Annotated in this window: 19 protein-coding genes; 16 read left to right on the top strand and 3 right to left on the bottom strand. The window is 41.4% G+C overall.

The window, feature by feature from the left end; all coding sequences use genetic code 11:
* Positions 1 to 16 precede the first annotated feature (16 nt).
* Complete coding sequence (gene yidD / locus VF06_RS36160) at positions 17 to 241, bottom strand: membrane protein insertion efficiency factor YidD (protein ID WP_099073518.1); 225 nt, start codon at positions 239 to 241, stop codon at positions 17 to 19.
* 61 nt (positions 242 to 302) lie between these two features.
* Between yidD and VF06_RS36155 the strand changes: the two genes are divergently transcribed.
* The 5 genes from VF06_RS36155 to VF06_RS36135 all read left to right on the top strand — a co-directional run bounded on the left by VF06_RS36155 (position 303) and on the right by VF06_RS36135 (position 6,926).
* Positions 303 to 1,025: a diacylglycerol/polyprenol kinase family protein gene (locus VF06_RS36155; RefSeq protein WP_244918171.1), complete on the top strand. Its 723-nt coding sequence runs from the start codon at positions 303 to 305 to the stop codon at positions 1,023 to 1,025.
* A gap of 583 nt (positions 1,026 to 1,608) precedes the next feature.
* Complete coding sequence (locus VF06_RS36150; RefSeq protein WP_099071954.1) at positions 1,609 to 4,773, top strand: GAF domain-containing sensor histidine kinase; 3,165 nt, start codon at positions 1,609 to 1,611, stop codon at positions 4,771 to 4,773.
* Between the two features lie 385 nt (positions 4,774 to 5,158).
* The gene (locus VF06_RS36145; RefSeq protein WP_099071955.1) at positions 5,159 to 5,656 is read left to right on the top strand and encodes a GNAT family N-acetyltransferase; all 498 of its coding nucleotides are present in this window, start codon (positions 5,159 to 5,161) and stop codon (positions 5,654 to 5,656) included.
* A 47-nt stretch (positions 5,657 to 5,703) separates the two neighbouring features.
* Entirely contained in the window at positions 5,704 to 6,393 is a 690-nt protein-coding gene (locus VF06_RS36140) for a ComF family protein (protein WP_099071956.1), read from the top strand.
* 74 nt (positions 6,394 to 6,467) lie between these two features.
* Positions 6,468 to 6,926: a PPC domain-containing protein gene (locus VF06_RS36135; RefSeq protein ID WP_099071957.1), complete on the top strand. Its 459-nt coding sequence runs from the start codon at positions 6,468 to 6,470 to the stop codon at positions 6,924 to 6,926.
* Between the two features lie 82 nt (positions 6,927 to 7,008).
* On the opposite strand, the gene cobS is transcribed toward VF06_RS36135, so the two are convergent.
* Positions 7,009 to 7,788, bottom strand: coding sequence for an adenosylcobinamide-GDP ribazoletransferase (gene cobS, locus VF06_RS36130; protein ID WP_099071958.1), 780 nt, complete (start codon positions 7,786 to 7,788; stop codon positions 7,009 to 7,011).
* A 522-nt stretch (positions 7,789 to 8,310) separates the two neighbouring features.
* On the opposite strand from cobS, the gene VF06_RS36125 reads away from it, so the two are divergent.
* From VF06_RS36125 to psbM, 6 genes are all read left to right on the top strand, one after another.
* The gene (locus VF06_RS36125) at positions 8,311 to 8,763 is read left to right on the top strand and encodes a hypothetical protein (RefSeq protein WP_099071968.1); all 453 of its coding nucleotides are present in this window, start codon (positions 8,311 to 8,313) and stop codon (positions 8,761 to 8,763) included.
* Between the two features lie 216 nt (positions 8,764 to 8,979).
* On the top strand, positions 8,980 to 10,131 hold the full coding sequence (gene tgt, locus VF06_RS36120; protein WP_099071959.1) for a tRNA guanosine(34) transglycosylase Tgt: 1,152 nt from the start codon (positions 8,980 to 8,982) through the stop codon (positions 10,129 to 10,131).
* Positions 10,115 to 10,273 (top strand): histidine kinase, encoded by a 159-nt coding sequence (locus tag VF06_RS36115; RefSeq protein WP_180267814.1) that lies wholly within the window; start codon positions 10,115 to 10,117, stop codon positions 10,271 to 10,273. Before tgt ends, VF06_RS36115 begins: the two co-directional genes overlap by 17 nt.
* Positions 10,274 to 10,359: 86 nt before the next feature.
* Entirely contained in the window at positions 10,360 to 10,497 is a 138-nt protein-coding gene (locus VF06_RS36110) for a photosystem II reaction center protein K (RefSeq protein ID WP_006195022.1), read from the top strand.
* A gap of 189 nt (positions 10,498 to 10,686) precedes the next feature.
* The gene (locus VF06_RS36105) at positions 10,687 to 10,983 is read left to right on the top strand and encodes a 2Fe-2S iron-sulfur cluster-binding protein (RefSeq protein WP_099071961.1); all 297 of its coding nucleotides are present in this window, start codon (positions 10,687 to 10,689) and stop codon (positions 10,981 to 10,983) included.
* A gap of 291 nt (positions 10,984 to 11,274) precedes the next feature.
* A complete protein-coding gene (psbM, locus tag VF06_RS36100) occupies positions 11,275 to 11,391 on the top strand; it encodes a photosystem II reaction center protein PsbM (RefSeq protein WP_073639518.1) in 117 nt (38 codons plus the stop codon).
* 395 nt (positions 11,392 to 11,786) lie between these two features.
* On the opposite strand, the gene VF06_RS36095 is transcribed toward psbM, so the two are convergent.
* A complete protein-coding gene (locus VF06_RS36095) occupies positions 11,787 to 12,638 on the bottom strand; it encodes a universal stress protein (RefSeq protein WP_099071962.1) in 852 nt (283 codons plus the stop codon).
* 625 nt (positions 12,639 to 13,263) lie between these two features.
* Here VF06_RS36095 and gatB point away from each other — a divergent pair.
* The 5 genes from gatB to VF06_RS36070 all read left to right on the top strand — a co-directional run bounded on the left by gatB (position 13,264) and on the right by VF06_RS36070 (position 22,074).
* Positions 13,264 to 14,739 (top strand): Asp-tRNA(Asn)/Glu-tRNA(Gln) amidotransferase subunit GatB, encoded by a 1,476-nt coding sequence (gene gatB / locus VF06_RS36090; protein WP_099071963.1) that lies wholly within the window; start codon positions 13,264 to 13,266, stop codon positions 14,737 to 14,739.
* A 610-nt stretch (positions 14,740 to 15,349) separates the two neighbouring features.
* Positions 15,350 to 16,591 (top strand): bifunctional ornithine acetyltransferase/N-acetylglutamate synthase, encoded by a 1,242-nt coding sequence (argJ, locus tag VF06_RS36085; RefSeq protein ID WP_099071964.1) that lies wholly within the window; start codon positions 15,350 to 15,352, stop codon positions 16,589 to 16,591.
* 898 nt (positions 16,592 to 17,489) lie between these two features.
* Positions 17,490 to 18,872 carry a CmpA/NrtA family ABC transporter substrate-binding protein gene (locus VF06_RS36080; protein ID WP_099071965.1) on the top strand — a complete coding sequence of 461 codons (1,383 nt, stop codon included), beginning with the start codon at positions 17,490 to 17,492 and terminating at the stop codon, positions 18,870 to 18,872.
* 172 nt (positions 18,873 to 19,044) lie between these two features.
* A complete protein-coding gene (ntrB, locus tag VF06_RS36075) occupies positions 19,045 to 19,884 on the top strand; it encodes a nitrate ABC transporter permease (RefSeq protein ID WP_099071966.1) in 840 nt (279 codons plus the stop codon).
* 456 nt (positions 19,885 to 20,340) lie between these two features.
* Positions 20,341 to 22,074, top strand: a complete 1,734-nt coding sequence (locus VF06_RS36070) for a diflavin flavoprotein (RefSeq protein WP_099071967.1) — start codon at positions 20,341 to 20,343, stop codon at positions 22,072 to 22,074.
* The last annotated feature ends 85 nt before the right edge of the window (positions 22,075 to 22,159 follow it).

Below are 22,159 nucleotides of genomic sequence, written 5' to 3'. Positions count from 1 at the left end.
ATCCCCCCATCCCTCACTACTTCTCTTCCACCTCCGGTACTGGGTCATAACCCCCTGGATGAAATGGATGACAGCGTAAGATCCTTAGGGTTGCCATCCAGCTACCGCGGAATACTCCAAATCTTTCAATGGCTTGAATGGCATACATCGAACAAGTTGGTTGAAAACGACAACTTGGAGGGAATAATGGCGAGATAAACATTCGGTAGCCGCGAATCAGCCAAATGAATAATACTTTCATTGCAGTTACCTAAATCTTATAAATTAGTTATAGAGGTAAAAATATTCATCTTGTTGCATCTTTGTTAACTACATTTTTTGATTTCACCTCAATTTTAATATTATGGCTGCAAATTGCGCTGCCAGAGCCTACTGTAGCCATTGCTGCAATTTGGGTCTTATTCATCCTCCTGATTGCATGGGTGGTAAACCGCTTTGCTAATGGCGAGGCAGAAATTGTCAGGAAAATAGTTCACATCGGCACTGGTAATGTGATTTTACTGGCATGGTGGCTAAATATTCCCGCTAGCGTTGGAATTATAGCCTCGATTTTAGCAAGCGTAATTACTTTACTATCCTACCGATTTCCAATTCTGCCTGGTATTAATAGCGTTGGACGCCAAAGTTTAGGCACATTTTTTTATTCTCTGAGTTTCGGTATTTTAATTGCCTGGTTCTGGTATTTACAACAACCGCAATATGCAGCATTAGGCATTTTAGTGATGACTTGGGGAGATGGATTAGCAGCTTTAATTGGGCAGCGTTTTGGCAAACACAAGTACAAAGTTTCTGGTGTCCAAAAAAGTTGGGAAGGCTCTTTGACTATGATGTTTGTGAGCTATCTCATCACCAATTTGATTTTAATTGGCACTCAAGGAAACAGTTGGCAAGCTTGGTTAATATCGTTGTTTGTGGCTGTGGTGGCTACTGCTTTAGAAGCTTTTTCTTTTTTGGGTATTGACAATCTAACAGTTCCTTTGGGAAGTGCTGCTCTTGCCTTCTTTTTAAGTCAGTTGGTTTTTTAGTTACCAAAACAGAATAAAGGCGTCAGTCGTCAGAATTCAGCAATGTTTTTTRTACGACTGGCGGATAGCGCAGCTAAGCCGTGTCCGCGAGCGTCTGAATAAGTGGGTTTAAGACCCCCACCAAATTTTCAATTTGGTGGTCTTCTCCCAAGGGGAGACGCTACGCGAACAATCAATGGCGGGTCGGAATCCCCCACTGATAGCGCAGCTAAGCCGTGTCCGCGTACCCCTAAGGGGAAGCAAGCTACGCGTAGCGTCTCGTAGAGAGCGTCTTGATTCTGAATTCTGAATTCTGAATTCTGAATTCTGTATTCTTCTTCAATTAATGTCAATATAGGGAACAAAAACAGTTTAATTTATCTGTGGATGTGTGTTGGTAATGTGAAGCTGAAGCAAAAATAAATAAATTTTTACTAAAAAAATATGCATAATCGGGGGCAACGTTACTACAAAAGTGCCGAAATAGCTGTGCAGTAACAGCCTTGTTACTTACGTGCCCAAATCTGGGTTGTGCTTGTAAATGGCGATCGCAAAAATAAACTGGGAATACTGTAATTAGGTATTTCGCGATTCCCTACCCTTTATGACAGACAACGATTATAAAACTTTAAACGTTCAAAATGTGGAAGAGTGTCAAAAACAGCTACAATTGACCCTCCAGTATCAAAAAATTTTGGGGAGAATCCTCGCGAAAATTCGGGCATCCATAAACCTAGAATCTTTGTGTTCTACTTCCTGCCAAGATATTTGTCGGCAATTGAAGATTGAGCGAGTGGCAATCTATCGATTTAATTCTGACTGGAGTGGTAGTTTTATCAATAGTTTTGGCTTTGCAGAACCACGCTGGAATACACTCAATTCTTTTGGACAAGACTTGGTGTGGCAAGATTCGTATTTGCAAGAAACCCAAGGAGGACGATATCGCAAAAATGAACCGTTTGCTGTGGCTGACATTTACGACGCTGGACACGCTCGTTGTCATATTGAGGTATTGGAACAGTTTGAAATTCGGGCTTATGCCATCGCGCCTATTTTTATCGGTGCCAAACTTTGGGGCTTACTAGCAGGCTATCAACACACCACAACCCGACAATGGCATCCTGACGAAGTGGAATTTTTAGCTCAAGCCGCCAGCCATCTCGGTGTCGCTATGCAGCAGGCAGAAATCTTAGAACAAAGCAAACAACGCACAGCAGAATTGCAAGATGCCATCGCGCGACAACGTGCTTTGACGGAAGTGGTGGGAAATATTCGCTCCTCTGTGAACACCAAAATTATCCTCGATACTGCCTGTCAGGAAATCTGCAAACTCTTGAAATTAGAGCGGGCAGCGGTTTATCGCTTTAATGAAGACTGGAGTGGTGAATTTGTCAGCCAATTCGGTATGGTTGAGGCACAGTGGGATAGAACCAATCCATTTGGCAAAAATCTCGTTTGGCAAGACACCCACCTCCAAGACACTCAAGGCGGCCGCTATCGCAATAACGAAAGTTTTGCTGTGAACGACATTTATCAAGCTGGCCATTCACGGTGTCACATTGATATTTTGGAGCAATTTAAAATTCGGGCGTATGCCTTAGCGCCAATCTTTATCGGGCCAAAATTGTGGGGACTTATAGCAGCATATCAACACTCAGGGGTGCGTCAATGGGCAAATTATGAAGTTGAATTCCTGGGACAGGTGGGGGCACAGCTGGGAGTGGCAATTCAGCAAGCGGAAAATTTAAGCCAGTCGAAACAACAGGCCACAGCTTTAGAAAATTCCATTGCTCGCCAACGCGCACTCACGGAGGTCGTCGGTAAAATTCGCTCCTCTTTAGATATTGATTTGATTCTCAAGACTACTTGTCAGGAAGTGTGTAAACTACTACGAGTTGAGCGAGTCGGCGTTTATCGCTTTAATGAAGACTGGAGTGGCGAATTCGTCGGTCATTTCGGCATGGTAGAGGCACAGTGGGACAGCATCAATTTATTTGGCAAAAATCTCGTTTGGGAAGATACTTACCTCCAAGAAACCAAAGGCGGACGTTATCGCAATAACGAAAATTTTGCTGTCAACGACATCTACCAAGCAGGACACTCACGCTGTCACCTCGATATTTTGGAGCAATTCAAAATTCGTGCCTATGCCTTGACTCCAATTTTTGTGGGGCGGAATCTTTGGGGATTGTTGGCTGCTTATCAACATTCTGCACCGCGTCAGTGGGATGGTGTAGAGGTAGAATTTTTAGCACAGGTAGCCAGCCAACTCGGAGTAGCGATGCAAAGTTCCGAGATGGTGACCCAAATCCAAACCCGCGCTGATGAACTCCACAAATCAGCCGAACAACGGCGAATTTTATTCGATTTAGTGGTTAAAATTCGGGAATCTTTGGATTTAGAGACCATCTTTAAAACTACAGTACAGGAAGTGCGGCGATCGCTCAAAGCAGATCGAGTCGGCATTTTTCGCTTTGACCCTGATATGGGTTTTTGCAGCGGTGAATTTATCGCTGAAGATGTGCTAGCCAAGTTTGATTCTGCCTTAGCTGTAAAAGTGCAAGACTATTGCTTTGGCGACCAGTATGCACCGCAATATCGCCAAGGACAAGTGCAAGTAATTTCTGATGTCAACAGCGTTGGCTCGAAAGTGCCTCATCTTGATGTAATTGAGCGATTCCAAGTCAAAGCACAGATTATTGTCCCACTGATGGAAGGCGATGAACTGTGGGGATTGTTATGCATTCACCAATGCACACATGCACGCGATTGGGAAGATGCTGAATTAGAATTTGTCACCCAAGTCGCAGCTCAAGTGAGTGTAGCATTGCGTCAAGCCAATTTGTTCCAACAATCCAGTTTGCTCGGTCAAACCCGTGAAGAAGCCAATCAACTCGCCCAAGCACTAAATGAGTTACGTACTGCTCAACTGCAAATTATCCACACTGAAAAAATGGCCAGCTTGGGACAACTTGTGGCGGGTGTAGCCCACGAAATTAATAACCCAGTTAATTTTATCCACGGTAACTTAGAACACGCCCACCAATATACCCAAGATTTGCTGCGTTGCGTCCAGCTATATCAAGAAAATTATCCCAACGCCAGACAAGAAATCCAAGAGTTTTTAAAGAAAGCGGAAATTGAATTTTTATTCGACGATTTACCTAAATTATTCCAGTCCATGAAGGTCGGGACTGAACGCATTCGTGAAATTGTCAGTTCGTTGCGGAACTTCTCCCGTTTAGATGAAGCTGATTTCAAATCAGCAAACATCCACGAAGGCATTGATAGCACGTTGATGATTTTGCAAAATCGCTTGAAATCCTCAATTGATGGCCCTACCATTCGTGTGATTAAAGACTATGATACTTTACCTCCAATCGAATGCTATCCTGGTCAATTGAATCAAGTATTTATGAATTTGCTATCTAATGCCATTGATGCTTTAGAAGAACGAAATGCCCAAGGAAGTTCCGAAGTATTAGCAGCAAACCCCAGCGAAATCCGAATTTCTACCTCACTGCTCAATAAAGACTGGATTGCCATTCGTATTGCTGACAACGGACTTGGTATGGATGAAAAAATACTCTCTCGTTTGTTCGATCCATTTTTTACCACCAAAGTTGTTGGCAAAGGCACCGGACTAGGGCTTTCCATCAGCTACCAAATTGTCACAGATAAACACAAAGGCAAAATCTACTGCCAATCTGAACCTTTAAAGGGCACAGAATTTGTGGTGGAACTGCCAATTTACCAGAAAAAAGCTTGAAAATAATTAGTTGTTGACAGTTAACAGTTAACTGTCAACTGTTTCGATTCATATATAGGAATCCTATTTAATTTTTGAACAAAATTCCGTACACTTTACTCTTTTATAACCCTGTTGCCTATTGCCTATTGCTTCTTCTTGCTTCGACTCTCTTAACTAGAGCAACGCACTGGCTTTCTATGCTGGTGTTAGTTTTCCAGACTTGTAATGTCTCTAGCTTGAGTGCGTAAATCCTATTGCTTTATGCTACAAAAGCAGTTCTAAGTATAGAAAAGTGAGATAATTTCAAGCCTCAGAACTAAAATCTGTCAGAAAAGCTAATTGCTGAGTAAATTGGGATATAGAACCAGAAAATTTTTCTGTGTAAACTTTACCAGCAAATGGTATGAAAAAATATTATCAAGACTTTTTAATTCGAGATTGGGTGCAAAGCGATCGCACCAGAGCCGCCCAAGTAATCAATTATGTATTATCAGAATACGGTTTGGGTTGGGAACCAAACGGTGCTGACCGAGATGTGTTGCAGGTAGAGGAATTTTATTTAGACACCGGGGGAGAGTTTTGGGTAATTGAACACCAAAGCCAGGTAGTAGGAACTGGGGCATACTACCCCATCAAACGCGGGCAAAAAGCTGTAGAAATACGTAAAATGTATCTTTTGCCCAGCATTAGGGGTTTAGGATTGGGGAAATATTTGTTACAACAGCTAGAAGCAGCGATCGCAGAACGTGGTTTTGAACAAATCTGGATTGAAACTGCCAGCGTTTTAGTAGAAGCAGTCAAGCTATATGAAAGCAACGGCTACAAACCAGCAACAGGAATAGAAACAAAACGGTGCGATCGTGTTTATGTTAAGTCATTGGACATAGGACATAGGGCATAGGGCATGGGGCATTGGATTAATGACTAATGACAAAGGACAAATGACTAATGCATACTTTGACTCAAAAGTTCACAAGCTTACTTAATCTTTTTCTCCAATCCCATTGTCCACTGTGCCAACGCTCAACTTCTCAAGAAATTTGTGACAACTGCGCTAGACAATTGCAAAAATGTCAACGTCAAAACTCAATTTCTCTGTGGAAAGAACCACTACCAGTATTTAGCTGGGGTGAGTATGGGGGTATAGTCAAAAGAGCGATCGCGGTGATGAAATACGAAAATCAACCCCAAATAGCTCGTCCTTTGGGTCAATGGTTAGGAGAATCTTGGTTGTTAAATTCACCCAAGCGAGATAGTCAGGCTGTGGTAGTTCCCATCCCACTCCACGCTAGCAAGCTGCATCAACGCAAATACAATCAAGCTGCTTTAATAGCACAAAGCTTCTGCGAAATAACTGGATTAAAATTGAAACTAGATGGATTAACAAGAGTGCGACAAACCCAAGCACAATTTGGTTTATCAGTATCTGGGCGAGAACAAAACTTGAAGACAGCTTTTGCTGTTGGGCAAGAATTTCGCCATCGCCTTCCAAATGTCCCAGTATTATTATTGGACGATATTTATACTACTGGTGCTACTGCCAGATCTGCTGTGCAAACACTTCGTGAGTATGGAATTGTGGTCTTAGGATTAGTAGCAGTAGCCACTACAGTTAAAGACGAATCAATCCAGAATTAATGGGCAAACTTGGGCACAAAAGTGTATGAGTTGACCAATTCACCCTAATTTTGCGGAAAAATTGCTTGAAATTTATGGATAAAGCTTTTGCGGCGGCTTTAAAACAATCAATGGTCATTCCTGCCACGTTGCTGGCAATAGTTACAAGTACAAGTGCAGCTTTCGCTCAAAATAATAAGTTATATAGTCCAATTCCTTTATCTAACAGTACTGAATTTTCCGATAGCCTTTCAGACAAAGACATTCCCACAGGTCAAGGTGGGTTTGCCCGCGATTACACAGTCAAGCTAGAGAAGGGCGACAATTTAGCAGTTGACCTGTCATCTGATAGCTTTGACAGCATCATCACATTGCTAGCACCCGATGGTTCAACTTTAGCAGAAAATGATGACGGCCCTGATGGTAGTAGCAATTCTCTACTATTTACTCGCATCGTAGAAACAGGCACTTATGTTATCCGCGTCCGGTCTTTTGGAGAAACTGGGGTTGGGGCTTTTAAACTCAAGGTGACAAAATTGCAGCCGATTAAATGAAGTTAGGAGTTAGGAGTTATGAGTTATGAGTTAGAAGTTATGAATGATGAGTTAAAAATTCTTAACTCCTAACTTTTCACTCCTAACTTTTCACAGCAGTCAAGACACAGAGAAATAAGGCTTCAGTCCACTCAACAACTGCGCCGTAGGTATCTCCGGTGTGTCCGCCTAGTTTGTGGTTGAACCAGGCGGCTGTAAAAGTGGCGATCGCACTTCCAGCTAGTATCATTACTATTGGCAAAAATAATTGCTGTTTATCCATCAGCCACACTAAACTACTCAAACTCAATAGCAACAACAAACTCGGTAATAAATCTTTGTAAGAACGAATGGCTTGTTTGTGAACAGCACCTTTGCCTGTTGGTTTCAGGTAAGGATATTTAGCAATGGCTATTTGCTGTCCCCAACGTCCCCAACCACAAGCAGCCATCAGTATTAAGCAACGGTTTTCTGAGATTTCGGTTAAGGCTGTGATTTTTAATACTACTATGATGATGGCTACCATTGCCCCAAAGGCTCCTGTGGCGCTATCTGCCATCACCTCTAATCGCCGATTTGGATCGCCCACTGCTAAGCCATCGGCAGTATCCATTGCTCCATCTAGGTGCAGTCCTCCAGTTATGGCAATCCAAATACTTACTATTAACGCACTACGAGTTAGCATTGGTACGCCAGTATAATTCATCACTAAATCCAATAACCCTAAAATGCCTCCAATTATCAACCCTACAATTGAGGCAAGACGCGCCACTCCCTGGAAATCTAATTTATTCAAATACGGCAGTGGAATAACTGTGTAAAATATGATACTTGCTGCTAGCTTGAACAGCAGGTTTTTCCACCATTGTTGCTGTTTCACCATTTGAGTTACATTGTTAATTGCTCGATAACAGTCTGAGTTTCAGTAGAAATGACACCTGGAGACTTTAAAGCTTTAAATAAGATTTACTTCCTTTAGAGATTATCCCGGAAAATTTTGTTATGCTTGTCTCAGTGGTCATTCAACGCTTAAAAGTCTTACTTTATACATAAAAATCAAAAATATTACAATTGTATCAAGGAGCAAAATTTGTGTTTTGTATTTGTTAACTAGAAACTTATTCGATTTGGACTTGGGCGATCGGTGCAAAACTCCACATCTTTAGATTGAAGGATATCCAGCACTAACGCAGATTTTAAGAAAGCCTCAACATGGTAAAATGCCAATAGTGGAAAGGTAATCAAACACTGAAAAAAGTCTATTGCTATCTAAAAAGTAGACAGTTGTCAATAGACGGTTGCCCCACAAATGATATTTTTTAAAATATTAGAGAGTAAATGTAAGCTATTCAATATGACTGTTTAGCTGATGTTTTTCTCTTTGCAGCTCAATCGCTATTTCCCTATGAGTCACCATCTACCCGACACCAGCATACCAGCTCCGTGCATTGTAAACGCGGGCATCATTGTGAATAAACTCGACATGCGGCGATTGCTGACAGATTTAGGTCGAGTCCACTACATCTACACCCAAGAAGACAAGGTACTGAGCGAGGGTGAAGGGGATGTGATGGAAGTTTTTGCCAACCCACAAAGGTCTACCTTAGTGGCTAACCATGCCCTATATTTGAATGTTTGTAGTTTTGACTATTTAGAACTCAAACAGTCGTCGCAACAAGAAACCTATTTTGATTTGATGCAGGAAGGAGTTTGTCTGAGGTTGATTCCTCGGTCTACCCCTCTGCAAGAGCGACGGGAGCGAAGCTTCAATGTCAGCGCCATAGAAGCGATGATGGAGCAAGTACTCTCAGCTAGATGGGATGCAGAAATTGACGATGACTGTTCTGATTCTTTCTAAATAAGCTAATACTCTGGTAGGGACTGTCCTTAGTTGTTGGCAAAGGACAGTCTCTACCAGAAAATATTTAAGTTAAACAAACGTTACCTTAACAACTGTTATATAAATTTTATGTCGGGCTGCGCTTTATTGATTTAGGGGCAATTCATAAATTGCCCCTAAATTATGTAGTTTCGCGTAAGTTCTACAAGCGCATCTTCAAAAATTAAAAATGGTATGAGTGCCAATTTTTCATTTCAATGTCTTGCTTGCTGTAGTCAGACAAAAGCTAGAGCGGGAGTGTTTTTTACCCCTCACGGCCCTGTGGAAACCCCAAGATTTATGCCAGTGGGAACGCTAGCTAATGTCAAAACCATCACCCCTTCTCAATTACGAGATACTGGGGCACAGATGATTTTATCGAATACTTATCATCTTCACTTACAACCAGGAGAAGCGATCGTTGCTGGCGGTGGTGGGTTGCACAAATTTATGGGATGGAACGGGCCGATGCTCACAGACTCTGGTGGGTTTCAGGTCTTCAGTTTAAGTGAGATGCGGAAAATTACTGAAGATGGAGTAACTTTTCGTTCACCCCATGATGGACAAATTATTAACTTAACACCAGAACGCTCCATTGAAATTCAAAATACTTTAGGGGCAGATGTGATCATGGCCTTTGATGAATGTCCGCCTTACCCAGCTACTCGCCAAGAGGTAGAAACTGCCACCGATCGCACTTACCGTTGGTTAGAACGCTGCATAACAGCTCATCAACGTAGCGACCAAGCTTTATTTGGGATTGTGCAAGGAGGCGTATATTTAGATTTACGCTGTCGTGCGGCGGAAGCTTTGGCTAAGTTGGATTTACTCGGATACGCCATTGGTGGTGTGAGTGTGGGAGAACCACCAGAATTGATGGCTGAAATTGTCAAAGTCACAGCACCACTTTTACCCCCCGAAAAACCGCGTTACTTGATGGGTGTAGGTACTTATCGAGAAATGGCCATTGCCATCGCCTCTGGCGTGGATTTATTTGATTGCGTAATTCCCACACGCTGGGCTAGACACGGGACAGCAATAGTCCAAGGCGAACGCTGGAATTTGAAAAATGCAAAGTTTCGTGAAGATTTTGCCCCTATAGATGAAACTTGTCCTTGCTACACTTGTCAAAATTTCAGTCGTGCTTACGTATCTCATTTAGTGCGATCGCAAGAAATTTTAGCTTACACCTTGTTAAGCATTCACAACATTACTGAGCTAATTCGCTTTACCCAAAAGATTAGAGAAGCAATATTAAGCGATCGGTTTACCACAGAATTTGGTCACTGGCTGGAGGGAGTGGAGGATGGGGGGATGGGGAGATGGGGTGATGGGGAGATGGGGTGATGAGAAAGACAAGGGAGACAAGGGAGACAAGGGAGACAAGGGAGACAAGGGAGATGAGTTTTTCCCCTGGAAACCCTGGAACACCTGGAGCCTTTTCTGCCCCATGCCCTATGCCCTATGCCTAATGACTAATGACCTATGACCAATGACTAAATTACCAATGACCAAACCATGTTAAGATATTTCTCAATTATTAACGCTGTGTTGGATAGGTGGATTTAAACAAACATGGAAGCAGCACTTTTATTAGCAAAACTGCCTGAAGCTTACCAAATCTTCGATCCTTTAGTGGATGTTCTCCCAGTCATTCCTGTATTCTTTTTGTTGCTTGCTTTCGTTTGGCAAGCAGCCGTAGGGTTCAGGTAAGTTTATTGATTTATTCAAATCTTTTTATTAGGACAGGTATCATGCCTGTCCTATTTTTATGATGTCATGTTTGTTTATTTAACATTTATTAATATTTTGTAATTAATTATTATAATAAGTAAGATATGAGCCAAGCCATGTCAATATTAAGCCTTGAAAGGGAAGCTGAGAGTCAAGGAGGAATCAACTATGGGTAATATCAAATTTGTTAAAGAAAATAAAGAAGTAGTAGCAGCGGATGGTGCAAATCTCCGACTCAAAGCTATTCAAAACAACATTGATATATATACATTGATTGGTAAGATGACAAATTGCGGTGGCTACGGTCAATGTGGCACTTGCATTGTCGAGATAGTGGAAGGACAGCAGAATCTTTCCCCCCGTACAGATGTAGAAAACCGGAAATTAAAGAAAAAGCCTGAAAATTACCGTCTTGCTTGTCAAACTTTAGTCAATGGCCCTGTGAGTGTGGTTACAAAACCTTAAGTTTTGTGAAATTAAGCATCGCTAGCATTTAACTAATTCCAGAAGAATGCACAATTCAGAATTCAGAATTAATCGATGGGAATTGGGACTCGCTACCTAGAAGCACCACTAAATTGAAATTTGGTACAGCTGCTAAACCTGGTTATACATCCATCCTTTGGACTGCAATTGATTCTGAATTGTGACTTCTGACTCTTGAATTTGGTTTTGGTAAAAAATTTGAACCAACTCTGTCATCGATGATGATATCCTAATGTTGTAGATTGGAAATTTAAGAGAGGCTTTCTTGCCATGCAAGTTAATGACCTGGGGTTCGTAGCGAGCATTTTGTTCGTACTTGTGCCCTCTGTGTTTTTATTAATTCTGTACATCCAAACTGCTAGCCGCGAAGGTGGAAAAGATACTTAATACCTTTTGTATAAAATAAAGACTCCTGCACTAATAATGTAGGGGTTTTTATTTATGGATGTGCCCAGTAGTACAAATAAAATTTGCTTTGTTTAATATCTACAGCAGATTTTATAACAAGGGACTGGTGACTCGGTGAAATATCTTTTTGTATTTAAGTTTTATGAGCAATTTAGTAAGTAGCTGAACCTCAAAAAACGTCACACGTAGATGTAAACAAATGTAGTGGCGTGTCAAGGCAATAAAATTTCTTGTGGGGTAAGCTTCTAGCCTGCCCCGGACGGCCGAGACGCCCATCCCACAAGAATCAAGCTAATGCACTATTTTAAGCTTGCCACGCCACTATCATTGTTTTATGTTTAATTAAGTTGACCTACTTATGGAAAATCTTTAGCTTAAGCGATGGTTCGTGCTAGTAGTACTGGACAAGTGGCATTGACTCGGACATAGTCAGACAAAGATGCACCGATGAGTCGGTCAATATCAACAAAGCTTTTAGCAATGGATGGACGACGGTCTGGAGAACCGAGCAATAATAAGTCTACATTCAATTCCTCTGCTAAACGGCAAATTTCTTCACCAGGTTTGCCACTGCTAATATAACAACGAGGTTTGAGTCCGTATTTTTCAGCTTCTACAACCGCAGCTGCTAAAACTGGATTTTTGTCGGCAGTAACCTGAGTTATTTCTGATTTTTTACCGCCAAAATCTGTAGCGATATTTGCTAAAATTAACTCACCGCCCTGAATATCTCGCAACAAAAATAGTGCCAATTTCAAGCAATTTTTCGCTGCATCTGAATTGTCAATTGCTACCATAATACGCTTAATTCTTTTGACATAAATGTCATCTTTAACTAGCAACATGGGGCGAGAAGATAGCTGGAAAACGTATTGACTGACAGAGTTGGATAAAATCGATTGTAGCCGCTTGAGTCCGCGGGAACCCATAACAATTAAATCGGCGTCGATTTCATCAGCTACTTGACAAACTACATCTTTAGGGTCGCCTTGGCGCAAAATTGAAGAAACCTCGCTAGCATCTAAGTTCAAGGTTTGAATAGCATTAGCGAGAATTCTACCGCCTTCTTCCCATTTAGCGGTCATATTAGCAGCAGTACTTTTTGCTGGAACTACATGCAAAACTGTAATTTTTGCAGATTGAATTGAAGGGATTTCTCTGAGGATTTTGAGCATTTCTTCCGCATGTCCCAATCCCGATACAGCTAACAAAATTTTGTGTATCATCGTTAATTGATTGTTCTTAAGTTTACTTTTGTTTTCGTGATGAGTGCTTGCTTAAAGTCGGCTTTTCAGCGTCTTATTTGAGAATCTAGTTAGTAATTTGGTACAAATAAATTTTGTTTTTTAGTATTGAACATCCAAAGAGATGTTTAATTTGTGATTTGCACCCAGTGACTTAATTTTTCAACTAGACTTCAATGATTAAGCATACTCTCAATTTACCTTGATAAACTTAATAATTTATGATGTTAGTTATTATTTTTAATCTATATTAATTTTTTTTCATTAGAAGGTAGTTAAGTATTGCAAAGAAATGCCAAATCAATCCTTCAGGAATATTCATTTAGTAAAACAATATGATATGGCATAATTCAGAATTCAGAAACCGGAATTGTAAATTAAAATAGGCTCTCAATCTAGCTACCAAACCTAGATGGCGTACTTGATACTTATTTAAATTTGCTGTGTAAAATGTTACGCTTAGTCCCTTATTATTTTGACTAATGACAAACACCGCACTAAGTTTCTTATAGTTAGGATAATTCACCCAAATAACCGTCTTTAGGGCAACTCCATACGCCGCTACAATAGTAGCACTAGAAAGGATTGTGCCCAAATTAGTGATATTATGACCTCTGCTACAACTGTCAAAACTGAGTACGAAGCAATTATTGGTCTAGAAACCCATTGTCAACTCAGTACTAATACGAAGATTTTCTCTAGTAGCTCCACAGCATTCGGCGCTGACCCCAATACTAACATTGACCCCATTTGTATGGGTTTACCTGGGGTTTTACCTGTACTAAATCAAAAAGTATTAGAGTATGCCGTCAAAGCTGGTTTGGCACTAAATTGTCAAATCGCGAAATACAGCAAATTTGACCGCAAACAATATTTTTATCCAGATTTACCGAAAAATTACCAAATTTCTCAATATGACTTACCCATCGCTGAACATGGTTGGTTAGAAATTGAGTTAGTAGACGCTGAGGGAAAACCTAGCCGCAAACGCATTGGTATCACGCGTCTGCACATGGAGGAAGATGCGGGAAAATTGGTACATGCGGGTAGTGATCGCCTTTCCGGTTCTGCCTATTCTCTGGTAGACTACAACCGCGCAGGTATACCCTTAGTAGAAATCGTCTCGGAACCAGATTTGCGTTCTGGAATCGAAGCTGCTGAATATGCCCAAGAACTACGGCGAATTATGCGCTATCTTGGTGTCAGCGACGGCAACATGCAAGAAGGATCTCTACGTTGCGATGTCAACATTTCCGTGCGTCCAGTGGGACAAGAGAAATTTGGCACCAAAGTAGAAATTAAAAACATGAACTCCTTTAGCGCCATCCAACGCGCCATTGACTACGAAATTGAACGGCAAATTGCAGCCATCGAAGCAGGGGAGCGCATCATCCAAGAAACTCGGCTGTGGGAAGAAGGCGCACAACGCACCGTTAGTATGCGGACTAAAGAAGGTTCCAGCGATTACCGCTACTTCCCCGAACCAGATTTAGCACCAATTGAGGTGTCCAACGAACAATTAGAAAAATGGCACAGCGAACTACCAGAACTACCAGCGCAAAAACGCCATCGTTACGAACATGAATTGGGGCTTTCGGCTTACGATGCGCGAGTTTTAACAGAAGATCGTCCTGTATCCGAATATTTTGAAGCAGCGATCGCGGCTGGTGCAAATCCCAAAGCTGCTGCTAACTGGATTACTCAAGATATCGCCGCATACCTCAACAAGCAAAAACTCAGTATTACTGAAATCGCCCTGACTCCCAGCAACTTAGCTGATGTCATTGTCCGAATTGAAAAAGGCAAAATTAGTAACGCCCAAGCTAAAGAAAAGCTACCAGACTTACTCAGTGGTATTTCTCCAGAAAAAGCTTTTGCCGGTCAAGAACTCATCAGCGATCCTACCGTACTCGAACCCATCGTTGATGAAGTCATAGCCGCCAATCCCAAAGAACTAGAAAAATATCGCAACGGTAACACCAACCTCAAAGGCTTCTTCGTCGGACAAGTTTTGAAAAAAACAGGCAAACGCGCCGATCCGAAGCTGACTAACGAATTAGTCGAGAAAAAGCTCAACGGGTAGAGTGGGCGAAAAGGGCAAGGGGCAAGGGGCAAAGGGAAAAGGGCAAGGGGCAAAGGGCAAGGGGCAAAGGGAAAAGGGCAAAGGGCAAAGGGAATAAACCCTGCCTTTTCCCCTTTTCCCTTTCACCTTTTCCCTACCCAAAGGGTTTTGCCCCATGCCCCATTCCCTAAGTATTTTCCCGTAATTCTTTACAGAATCTTCATAATAAAACTGGTGACAACCCTCATACCAAAAATGGTATGCTCTGGTAAGTAGATGCACCCTGATGATCTGGAGAGCGACTCAAGTAGCTCTCCTTTTTCGCATTTTCAATTCTTCATAAGAAACGTAAAAATAATTATGCTAAGGGCCAAGTGGTGCATTATTATTTATTGCCATCAGTAAATAAACTCATAATAAAAGCAATTAGGGAGTAGGGAGTGGGGAGTGGGGAGACAAGGGAGATAAGGTAGACAAGGTAGACAAGGAAAATAAATCCTGATTTTCCAGTCATCAGTCATCAGTCATCAGTCATCAATCACCAGTCATCAATCACCAGTCAACCGTCAACCATCAACAATCAACACTCCCTACTCCCCACTCAGCACTCAGCAGGTTGTGGGGGATAACGATGGCAGATTGGCAAAAAATAACAGGTGGCATCACAGCACCAAGGGGGTATCAAGCGGCGGGAATTACTGCCGGATTGAAGCCTTCGGGGTTGCCGGATTTGGCTTTGATATTTTCAGATGTGGAAGCGATCGCAGCTGGTGTATTCACCACTAGTCAGGTGAGGGCGGCTTGTGTAGACTATTGTCGCCAACGCTTGCAAGCTAAACATAGCGCTCGTGCGATTCTCTGCAACGCTGGACAAGCAAACGCCGCTACAGGAAATCAAGGTTGGATTGATGCCCTGGAATCTGGATTGGCGATAGCTCAAGCACTGAATATTTCTTCGGAATCAGTGTTGTTGGCTTCTACTGGGGTGATTGGTCAACGCATTAAGATGGATGCTTTGCGGAGTGGGATTCCCAAACTCGTAGCAGCATTATCAGAAACAGGCTCAGATGCAGCCGCAGGTGCGATTATCACCACAGATTTAGTTACAAAATCCATTGCTTTAGAGACAACCATAGGCGATCGCCCCGTGCGAATCGGCGGTATTGCCAAGGGTTCTGGGATGATTCACCCCAACATGGCAACTATGCTGGCATTTGTGACTTGCGATGCAGCTGTTTCCCCAGGTCTTTGGCAGCAAATGTTAGCTAGGGCAGCTGATAGAAGCTTTAATTCCATTACTGTGGATGGTGACACGAGTACTAACGACAGCTTAATCGCCTTGGCAAACGGTCAATCCCGCACCCCAGCAATTACGGAAGTGGGTGCAGAATCAGAGAAATTAGAAGCGATGTTAACAGCAGTTTGTCAACATTTAGCCAAAGCGATCGCTCGTGATGGTGAAGGTGCAACCTGTCTTATAGAAGTAGAAGTGACCGGCGCACACGATGAACTCTCAGCCAGACAAATAGCCAAAACTATTGCAGGTTCTTCCTTAGTTAAATCTGCAATCTTTGGACGTGACCCCAACTGGGGACGTATCGCCGCCGCCGCCGGACGTGCAGGTGTACCCTTTGAGCAAGAAAATTTGCAAATTAAGTTAGGAAATTTCTTGATGTTAGAAAACGGGCAACCATTACCATTCGACCGTGCAGCAGCCAGCGCCTATTTGAAACAAGCAGCCAAAGGCGCTTATCTCCAAGAGGATACGGTATTAATTTCCGTGAATGTTGGGAATGGTCATGGTGTAGGCAAAGCTTGGGGTTGCGATCTGAGTTATGACTACGTGAGGATTAACGCAGAATACACTACTTGAAGAATATAGAATTCAGAATTCAGAATTCAGTTTTGGTAGTAGTGGCGTGACAAGACTAGAATAGTGCATTAGCTGGCTATGGTTACAATTAATTTAGCTTATGATTTACTTTTCTATCAATCATAATCTATACCAATAGCCTGCATAAATTAATTCTTATATATTCACGATTACTACTAGTAGTACGCCAAGGAGACTTGGCTCTTTAAAGGTGAAGGAGGAAAGGGATTCATGTTTTTTATCCCTTCCCCTTTTCCCGGTTGGTGAGCCTGTCGAACCATTAACTTTTACCCAACCTCCACCTAACATTTTTGAGTTGGCAGACTACTCGATTTAGAGTGTGTTGTCGCCAAGCAGCACATCTTTAAATGTTCATGATGCCCTATCCTTAGCAGTAGCACACCCTACATTTATTCCAAATAGTCCGTACTAGATGGCATTATCAACTGCCATAGTGAATTCAGCTTTTTTACTATGATTACCATTGATTTTTGCTGATAATTACAAAAAGCTAAATCATTATTTCTAGATAATGGTGTCTATAAATAATGATTTATATATTAAGAATTACTACTATGGTTTCGGCGGATAGATAAATTTTTACTTATACATGTAATCTAATATTTATTTAATAAATAGCCACTCATAGTTAACTAATTTGCCTTTAAAGGCTGTAAACTGATTTCAATCAAGTGAATCACACTTCTGCATTCCACCAGAGCAGATTCAATAAATTCCTGAAATTTTGTTTGAGGCAATAGCAATAGCCATTGAAAAAATGGTTAAATTTGCCTTGCAAAATATAGCTTTATCGTTCATTGAATTGCAAGAATTCTAATGTCTTTCTTGCTGAAATTGTCATGGCTATAAAAATAAAATTTAGATTCGAGGAGATATTATGACTGAATTTTTTAATCGAATTTCTCGCCGCAAATTTATCTTGACAGCTGGAGCCTCTGCCAGTGCTGTATTCCTCAAAGGTTGTTTGGGAAATCCCCCTGAAAACCTAACTGGGGAAGGAACACAAGCACAGCCAACGGCTCAGTCGGTTGCTAATATTAGTCCCGAACAAACGCCAGAAACGACTACAGTCAAATTAGGATATATTCCGATTGTAGAAGCTGCTCCTTTAATTATTGCTCAAGAAAAAGGCTTTTTTGCTAAATATGGTATGACTAAAGTTGAGCTTTCTAAACAAGCTTCTTGGGGTGCGGCTAGAGATAACGTAGAAATTGGTTCTGCGGGTGGTGGTATTGATGGCGGTCAATGGCAGATGCCAATGCCACATTTAATTACAGAAGGTTTAATTACCAAAGGCAATCAAAAAATTCCCATGTATGTATTATGTCAATTAATCACACATGGAAATGGAATTGCGATCGCTAGCAAGCACCAAGGCAAAGGTATCAGTTTACAACTGGCTAGCGCGAAATCACTCTTCACCGAACTCAAATCTTCAACACCCTTCACCGCCGCCTTCACCTTTCCCCACGTCAACCAAGATTTGTGGATTCGCTACTGGTTAGCAGCAGGGGGTTTAGACCCAGATGCAGATGTGAAATTGCTCACAGTACCAGCAGCGCAAACTGTAGCCAACATGAAAACAGGAACAATGGATGCCTTTAGTACAGGTGACCCCTGGCCTTATCGCCTTGTTCAAGACAAAATCGGTTATCTAGCAGCATTAACAGCAGAAATTTGGAAGAATCATCCTGAAGAATATCTTGCCATGAGAGCCGATTGGGTTGATAAAAATCCCAAGGCAACCAAAGCAATTTTAAAAGGCATTATGGAAGCCCAACAATGGTTAGATAATTTTGATAACCGCAAAGAAGCGGCTCAAATTCTCGCAGCACGCAATTATTTCAATTTACCTTCAGCAGAAATTCTTGCAGACCCATTCCAAGGCAAATATGACATGGGTGACGGTCGCAAAATTGATGATAAATCAATGGCAGCTTACTACTGGAAAGATGAAAAAGGTAGTGTTTCTTATCCTTACAAGAGTCATGATTTATGGTTCATTGTGGAAAACGTCCGTTGGGGATTTTTACCCAAAGATTATCTTGCCAATAATGCTGCTAAAGCTAAAGAACTAGTTAATAAAGTCAACCGCGAAGATATTTGGAAAGAAGCAGCGAAAGAAGCTGGTATTGCTACTGCTGACATTCCTACAAATACATCCCGTGGTGTGGAAGAGTTTTTTGATGGCGTCAAATTCGACCCCGAAAAACCAGAGGAATATCTCAAGAGTTTGAAAATCAAGAAGGTCAATATTTGATTGGGTATGGGGCATAGGGCATTGGGCATGGCGCATTGGAGATGAGGAAAAAATCACCAACGACTAATGACCAATGACCAATGACTAAGCGCAAAGTCTGAGCGGAGGTTTCCGACCATCAGAACTTTGTAAGAATGACTAATGACAAATTAAATTGAGGAGTAGATAGGTTATGACCTTAGCACAAAAACGCCCTGCAAACCCTAGATTTAATAATGGTTTTATATCTCGTTTGCAAAAGCAATTTCCTGACCTTGTACCGCCAATCATTGCCATCATTATTTTTCTCATTCTCTGGCAATTATTCGCTTGGACTCCTGGTGCAACATTACCGGGGCCGATACAGGTTATACAAGACACTTGGATACTGATTTTTTGGCCATTTTATGACCGGGGTGGCATCGATAAAGGTCTGTTTTGGCAGATTTTAGCAAGTCTGCAACGAGTTGCTATTAGTTATACTTTAGCGGCGGTTGTTGGTATTGGCTTGGGGATTTTAATTGGTGTTAATAAAACCATGTCCAAAGCTTTAGACCCCATCTTCCAATTATTGCGGACTGTACCACCTTTAGCTTGGGTTCCCATTTCTCTAGCAGCTTTACGACAAAACGAACCAGCAGCATTATTCGTTATCTTCATTACTGCAATTTGGCCGATTTTGATTAACACTGCTGTGGGTGTTACTCAAATTCCCCAAGATTACAATAACGTTGCCAAAGTTCTACAACTTAGCCGCAAAGAATATTTCATTAACATCTTGATTCCTGCGGCATTACCTTATATTTTCACAGGTTTGAGAATTGCCATCGGTTTAGCATGGTTAGCGATTATTGCGGCAGAAATCGTTATGTCCGGTATTGTGGGAATTGGCTTCTTTATCTGGGATGCGTATCAAAATAATAACGTGAGCGAAGTTATTTTGGCTCTGGTTTATATCGGTATCGTGGGTTTACTCCTGGATAAAGCAATGGCTTGGCTGCAAAACAAGATTTTACCAGCAGAACAGAAGTAATGTTGAAGAAGAATTCAGAATTCAGAACTCAGAATTCAGGAGTCAGAATTCAGAATCAGGAAGTCAAACAACCTTTGCAGCAAGTTACTAAATTGAGGTTGGTAGTTCAATAACTTGCAATCTGCTGTAAATTTCTCACTGCTCCTTGTAATACGCTTAGGTTCAAGCTTGATTTTTGCGATGCTTCCTGAAAAAGGAAGAAATTAAGTCTCACTTTTGAGGGAAGCTAGGAAACTCTTACTACTAACCCAAGCGTATTTTTCTTTCAGTAGTCTCATTCTTTTTTAAGAAATTAATGATAACCATTGAATAAATCAATGGTAAATCAATAGAAATGAACAATAAAGTTTTTTGATAGTTAACTTTAAAAATTGGCATTTTACTAATCAAACATTTCAAGTAAATATAAGAAGTAAGCACACTTGCTCTAGCTCATCTCTTGATAGGAGAAATCCAATGGTCGCACTCACACAGCCTAATCAAGTTATTTCCAACACCGGACGTTTAACAATTGAAACTGTTGAAATTGCTCCCGAAACAACTGCTATTCGTTGTTTGGATTGGGATAGAGAGCGTTTTGATGTTGAGTTTGGTTTACGCAACGGTACGACTTATAATTCTTTCTTAATTCAGGGAGAAAAAGTAGCTTTAGTTGATACTTCTCATGTCAAATTTGAGCAATTATATCTGGAGATCATCACAGGATTAATCGACCCAACAAAGATAGATTATTTGATTATTAGCCACACCGAACCAGACCATAGTGGCTTGGTAAAAAATATTTTACAATTAGCTCCGGACGTGACTGTTGTTGGTGCTAAGATAGCTATTCAATTTTTAGAAAATATGATTCACCAGCCTTTTAAATCAAAGCTGGTAAAAAGTGGAGAATTTTTAGATTTAGGCAATGGTCATCAATTAGAATTTATCTCGGCTCCTAATTTACACTGGCCAGATACTATTTTGACCTATGACCACAAAACAGGAACTCTTTACACCTGTGATGTATTTGGAATGCATTACTGTGATGACCATACTTATGATGAAAATTTTGACATCATTGCAGATGATTTTCAATATTATTATGATTGCCTGATGGCTCCTAATGCTCGGTCTGTATTGGCGGCTTTAAAAAGAATTGAGAAGTTAGAAATCAAAACAGTTGCTACAGGGCACGGGCCTTTACTAAAAGATTATATTTCTGAATGGCTGGGACGTTATCAAAATTGGAGTTCAGAACAAGCCAAAACAGAGACATTAGTGGCTTTATTTTACGTTGAAGATTACGGGTATAGCGAGTATTTAGTAAGAGCGATCGCACATGGCATTGTCAAAACTGGTGTAGCAGTAGAATTAGTAGCGTTGAATAACACCGAACCCCAAGAAGTCAGAGAATTAGTTGACCAAGCAGCCGGTTTAGTGATTGGAATGCCTCCCCAATCATCAGATGTTCCTCAAGCGGCTTTAAAGACTATCTTAGCTGCGGCTCATAATAAACAAGCCATAGGTTTATTAGAGTCTGGGGGAGGAGAAGACGAACCTGTTTTTCCCTTACGCAATAAGTTTCAAGAACTGGGATTAATTGAAGCCTTTAGCCCAATTTTAGTAAAAGAAATTCCCACCAAAGTTATAGAACAATTGTGTGATGAAGCCGGGACAGATATGGGTCAATGGTTGAACCGCGATCGCACAATCAAACAAATCAAATCCATTGATAATGAATTAGAGAAATCCTTAGGAAGGATTAGCACAGGATTGTATATTATCACCGCCAAAAAAGGCGAAGTTCAAAGTGCAATGCTGGCTTCTTGGGTAACGCAAGCAAGCTTGAATCCTTTAGGTGTAGCCATCGCCGTAGCCAAAGATAGGGCAATAGAATCATTAATGCACGTTGGCGATCGCTTTGTTCTCAATATTTTAGAAGAAGGCAGATATCAAGGATTAATGAAACATTTCCTCAAGCGTTTTCCTCCCGGCGCAGACCGCTTTGCCGGCATTAAAACCTATCCTGCTGCTACCAACGAATCCCCAATTTTAGCCGAAGCTTTAGCTTATCTTGAATGTCAAATCACCAGCCGCATGGACTGTGGCGACCATTGGGTAATTTACAGCACCGTCCAAACCGGTCGAGTCGCCAAAGTCAACGGACTCACCGCCGTCCATCACCGCAAAATTGGTAATCATTACTAAATTTGTCATTGGGAGTGAGGAGTTAGGAGTTAGGAGTTAAGAGTTAGGAGTTAGGAGTTAAGAGTTATTCTCCCCATCCCCCTCA

The sequence above is a fragment of the Nostoc linckia z4 genome (genome assembly GCF_002608075.1).
GTDB classification, from domain to species: Bacteria; Cyanobacteriota; Cyanobacteriia; order Cyanobacteriales; family Nostocaceae; genus Nostoc; species Nostoc linckia.
Note: the sequence above shows the minus strand (reverse complement) of the source record. Positions and strands in the feature narration are given on the sequence as shown.

Coding starts and splice junctions, on each gene's coding strand:
- argJ (WP_099071964.1), top strand. CDS start 15,350: ATGGCAGATTGGCAAAAAATAACAGGTGGCATCACAGCACCAAGGGGG.
- VF06_RS36105 (WP_099071961.1), top strand. CDS start 10,687: ATGGGTAATATCAAATTTGTTAAAGAAAATAAAGAAGTAGTAGCAGCG.
- VF06_RS36080 (WP_099071965.1), top strand. CDS start 17,490: ATGACTGAATTTTTTAATCGAATTTCTCGCCGCAAATTTATCTTGACA.
- VF06_RS36110 (WP_006195022.1), top strand. CDS start 10,360: ATGGAAGCAGCACTTTTATTAGCAAAACTGCCTGAAGCTTACCAAATC.
- ntrB (WP_099071966.1), top strand. CDS start 19,045: ATGACCTTAGCACAAAAACGCCCTGCAAACCCTAGATTTAATAATGGT.
- VF06_RS36115 (WP_180267814.1), top strand. CDS start 10,115: ATGGGGAGATGGGGTGATGAGAAAGACAAGGGAGACAAGGGAGACAAG.
- VF06_RS36140 (WP_099071956.1), top strand. CDS start 5,704: ATGCATACTTTGACTCAAAAGTTCACAAGCTTACTTAATCTTTTTCTC.
- VF06_RS36135 (WP_099071957.1), top strand. CDS start 6,468: ATGGATAAAGCTTTTGCGGCGGCTTTAAAACAATCAATGGTCATTCCT.
- VF06_RS36150 (WP_099071954.1), top strand. CDS start 1,609: ATGACAGACAACGATTATAAAACTTTAAACGTTCAAAATGTGGAAGAG.
- tgt (WP_099071959.1), top strand. CDS start 8,980: ATGAGTGCCAATTTTTCATTTCAATGTCTTGCTTGCTGTAGTCAGACA.
- VF06_RS36095 (WP_099071962.1), bottom strand. CDS start 12,638: ATGATACACAAAATTTTGTTAGCTGTATCGGGATTGGGACATGCGGAA.
- psbM (WP_073639518.1), top strand. CDS start 11,275: ATGCAAGTTAATGACCTGGGGTTCGTAGCGAGCATTTTGTTCGTACTT.
- gatB (WP_099071963.1), top strand. CDS start 13,264: ATGACCTCTGCTACAACTGTCAAAACTGAGTACGAAGCAATTATTGGT.
- cobS (WP_099071958.1), bottom strand. CDS start 7,788: ATGGTGAAACAGCAACAATGGTGGAAAAACCTGCTGTTCAAGCTAGCA.
- VF06_RS36070 (WP_099071967.1), top strand. CDS start 20,341: ATGGTCGCACTCACACAGCCTAATCAAGTTATTTCCAACACCGGACGT.
- VF06_RS36145 (WP_099071955.1), top strand. CDS start 5,159: ATGAAAAAATATTATCAAGACTTTTTAATTCGAGATTGGGTGCAAAGC.
- VF06_RS36125 (WP_099071968.1), top strand. CDS start 8,311: ATGAGTCACCATCTACCCGACACCAGCATACCAGCTCCGTGCATTGTA.
- yidD (WP_099073518.1), bottom strand. CDS start 241: ATGAAAGTATTATTCATTTGGCTGATTCGCGGCTACCGAATGTTTATC.